3 protein-coding genes are annotated in these 3,565 nt (G+C 58.0%); 1 reads left to right on the top strand and 2 read right to left on the bottom strand.

The window, feature by feature from the left end; genetic code table 11:
• Positions 1-44: 44 nt before the first annotated feature.
• Both H8S59_RS26490 and H8S59_RS26485 read right to left on the bottom strand, forming a co-directional pair.
• Positions 45-446, bottom strand: a complete 402-nt coding sequence (locus H8S59_RS26490) for an MAPEG family protein (RefSeq protein ID WP_187523329.1) — start codon at positions 444-446, stop codon at positions 45-47.
• Between the two features lie 10 nt (positions 447-456).
• Positions 457-1,296: an EamA family transporter gene (locus tag H8S59_RS26485; RefSeq protein WP_087265761.1), complete on the bottom strand. Its 840-nt coding sequence runs from the start codon at positions 1,294-1,296 to the stop codon at positions 457-459.
• A 293-nt stretch (positions 1,297-1,589) separates the two neighbouring features.
• Between H8S59_RS26485 and H8S59_RS26480 the strand changes: the two genes are divergently transcribed.
• On the top strand, positions 1,590-3,560 hold the full coding sequence (locus H8S59_RS26480; RefSeq protein WP_187523328.1) for a TonB-dependent receptor domain-containing protein: 1,971 nt from the start codon (positions 1,590-1,592) through the stop codon (positions 3,558-3,560).
• Positions 3,561-3,565 lie beyond the last annotated feature (5 nt).

Here is a 3,565-nt window from a genome sequence, read left to right as displayed (position 1 = left end):
CGCGCTGCCGGTGCGCTCCTGCAGGCCTTGCGGTTACATCAAGGTCAGGCAGGCAGCGGCGTTGCTGAGGCGATGAACAGCCCGATGATCAGGCCAATACCTACCAACCACGCGATCGAGCGCAGTGCAGCCCAGTCAGCCAGATAGAAAATGATGTAGAGCAGTCGACTGGTGATGAACAGTACCGCAACCACGTCGATCGTCACCAACTGCGCATTACCCGCGATGTGGGCGATGATCACTGCGGCGGCAAAGCCCGGCAGGATTTCGAAGCTGTTGAGCTGCGCCGCATTGGCACGCGCAGGCAAACCTTCGAGGTTATTCAGGAAATTACGCGGGTTGTGGTTGTGCTTGTTATTGAACTTGCCACTGGAAAACTTGGCGATACCTGCACAAACGATCGGCAGAATAATCGCGACCAATACGCACCAGAATGCAACCGTCATAGCAGAATCCTTATAGTTTGATTTTCATAACCAGCATGCCAAGCAGAACCAGGCCACATGCTAAGAGCCGGGGCCGACCAAAAGGTTCTTTCAGATAGCGCATACCAAACAGCACAACCAGAATCACGCTGACTTCGCGCAAGGCTGCAGCTTCCGCCACCGAGCCCAACTGCATGGCCCACAACACCAGAGCGTAGCTGAGCAACACGCATAAGCCGACGCTCAACCCAAGCCGCCATTGCTCACGCCAGAACAGACTGAACGGTGCACGCTTGTAGGTGATTGCCAGCAGTGGAAAAGGCCAGGCACTGATCAGTGTGAGCCAGACCAGATAATCCAGCGGATGCACACCCATTTGCAGGGCCTGGCCGTCGATCCAGGTGTAGCAGCCGATGCACACCCCGATCAACGCAACCACCGGCAACAGCGACCAGGGCAGTCGATCACCGCCACCGCCCTGCCAGAGTAGACAGATCATGCCGCAAGGGATCAGCAGGATACCGAGGATTTGCTGGGTGCTCAGTTCTTCGCCAACAAAGATCAGGGTCAGAGCCAGCACCACCAGCGGCGACAGCCCCCGCATCAGCGGATAGACCAGACCGAGGTCGCCGACTCTATAGGCCTGGATCAGCAAATACCTGTACAAGAGCTCGAACAACGCCGAGGCGATCATCCACGGCCAGATCGCAGCAGGCGGCGGTTCGACAAAACCCACGGCCAGCACCGCAAACAGCAACGCCACGAAATCCATGCTGGCGATGACCAGCAACCGCTCACCACTGAATTTGATCAGGGTATTCCACGTCGCGTGCAGTATCGCCGCGATCAACACCAACGCCGTAGCCAGCAAAACCCTCTCCCTGTTCAGATTCAGACTGCCGTACCTGTCACCGCAAAAAACATAGGACCTGTAGGAGCGAACTTGTTCGCGAACGGCTGCGCAGCAGTCGTAAATCGGACGACCCGATTCCAGCAAATGCACCGAGTCGCGGCCATCGCTGCCGCTTCGCGCCAGATCGCGAACACGTTCGCTCCTACCGGGGTCTACGCGAGTTCAATAGGATCGGCTGTCACACCTTGTCCAACCTTTGCCAATGAGAATCCTTACGATTAACGTTTAACCCCGCATCGTAAGGAAGTTCCATGCACTCTGTTTTTCGTTTGCGACCGACTGTCGCCATGACGAAGCTCGCGCTGGCGTGCCTCATCGCCCAAAGCGCCTGCGTTCAGGCTCAAGAAACCACCGCCGCCCCGGCGATCACTCTGGAAGACGTGACCGTTACTGCCGCCGGTTACGAGCAGAGCGTAGAGGATGCACCCGCTTCCGTGACAATCATTACCGGCGACGAACTGCGCAAGCGTTCGTTCCGCGACCTGACTGACGCCCTGCGCGACGTTGAAGGTGTGACCGTCAATGGCGGCGCCAACGAAACCGACATCTCGATTCGCGGCATGCCGGCTGATTACACCTTGATTCTGGTCGACGGCAAACGCCAGAGCGCTCGGGAATCCAGAGTCAATGGCAACTCAGGCTATGAGCAGAGCTTCATCCCGCCAGCCGAAGCCATTGAGCGAATCGAAGTGGTGCGCGGGCCTATGTCCTCGCTGTACGGCTCCGATGCGATTGGCGGCGTGATCAACGTGATTACCCGCAAAGTCTCCAACGAATGGGGTGGCTCGGTCACTTATGACTATTCGGCACGTCAGCACAGCGATCAGGGCAATGCACGGCAGACCCAGTTCTACCTCAATGGCCCGCTGATTCAGGACACCTTGGGGCTGCAAGTCTGGGGTCGCTATCTGGATCGCCAGGCAGACGATGACGTTGAAGAAACCAACGGTTTCAGCAAAGCCGACCACAAGGACTTGACCGCACGCCTGGCGTTCACCCCGACCATCGACCACGACATCCTGCTGGAAGCCGGTGCCACCCGCCTGAAAAACGGCGACGGCCTGAGTCCTAACTGGGCAACTCGCGAGCAGGAAAACAACCGCGACCACTGGTCGATCTCTCACCAAGGGCGTTGGGACTGGGCCACGTCGGACGTTTCGTTCGCACAGGAAGAGTCCAGCCGTAAAGGCGTAGCCAGCGCAACGCAGCGCGACGTCCTGGGTCGCAAGCCTACTGTGAAGAACTTGGTATTTGACGCCAAGCTGGTGATCCCGACCGAACACAACATCACCACCACCGGCCTGCAATGGAACGAAACGACGGTCACTGACTGGAACCAGGGTTTGGGCGACCGCGTGAACTACGAGTACTCCGTGGTGCAAAAAGCACTGTTCGCCGAAAACGAATGGGCGATGACCGACACTTTCGCGTTGACCACCGGCCTGCGTATGGACCACCACGAAAAATACGGCGTGCATTTCAGCCCGCGTATTTATGGCGTATGGCATGCAACCGACGACTGGACCATCAAAGGCGGCGTGGCTCGTGGCTTCAAGGCTCCGGAATTGCGTGCAGTGATCGAGGACTACGCCGTACTGCGCCGCAACACGTTCGCGATGCTCGGTAACCCGGACCTCAAGCCTGAGACGAGCACCAACTACGAGCTGTCGGCACTCTGGTCCAATCGCAATAACCTCTCGGCTGGCGCAACAGTGTTCTACAACGACTTCAAGGACAAGCTGTCCACGGTGACCACCGACCAGTTCTTCGGTCCGTACATCATCATGGAACGAGTCAACGTCGATAAAGCTGTGATTCAGGGCGCGGAGCTGAACGGACGCTGGGACATCACGTCTGCGCTGGCACTGAAAGCCAACTACACCTACACCGACTCGGAGCAAAAATCCGGTGCCAACGCAGGCGCACCATTGGCACTTACACCCGAGCACAAGGCCAACGTACGCACTGACTGGACGCTGTCCGACAAGACCCAGCTCTGGGCAGCAGTGAATTACTACGGTGAGGAGTACGGCAACACCATCACTGACGAATCGTCGCCGGGCTACACCACGGCAGACTTCGGCGGCTCGTATGAGCTGACCAAAAACGTCTCGTTCAACGCCGCGCTGTACAACCTCACCGACAAGCGACTGGACGACGAAACCTACGGCACCGTGAACTACGGCCGCACGCTGTGGGCGTCGACGACCGTGCGGTTTTAAAGTAC

This window comes from Pseudomonas folii (assembly GCF_014357575.1).
In the GTDB taxonomy this organism is placed as follows: Bacteria; Pseudomonadota; Gammaproteobacteria; order Pseudomonadales; family Pseudomonadaceae; genus Aquipseudomonas; species Aquipseudomonas folii.
The sequence above is the reverse complement of the archived record's forward strand: the minus strand, read 5'-3'. Positions and strand labels throughout refer to the sequence as shown.

Coding starts and splice junctions, on each gene's coding strand:
- H8S59_RS26490 (WP_187523329.1), bottom strand. CDS start 446: ATGACGGTTGCATTCTGGTGCGTATTGGTCGCGATTATTCTGCCGATC.
- H8S59_RS26480 (WP_187523328.1), top strand. CDS start 1,590: ATGCACTCTGTTTTTCGTTTGCGACCGACTGTCGCCATGACGAAGCTC.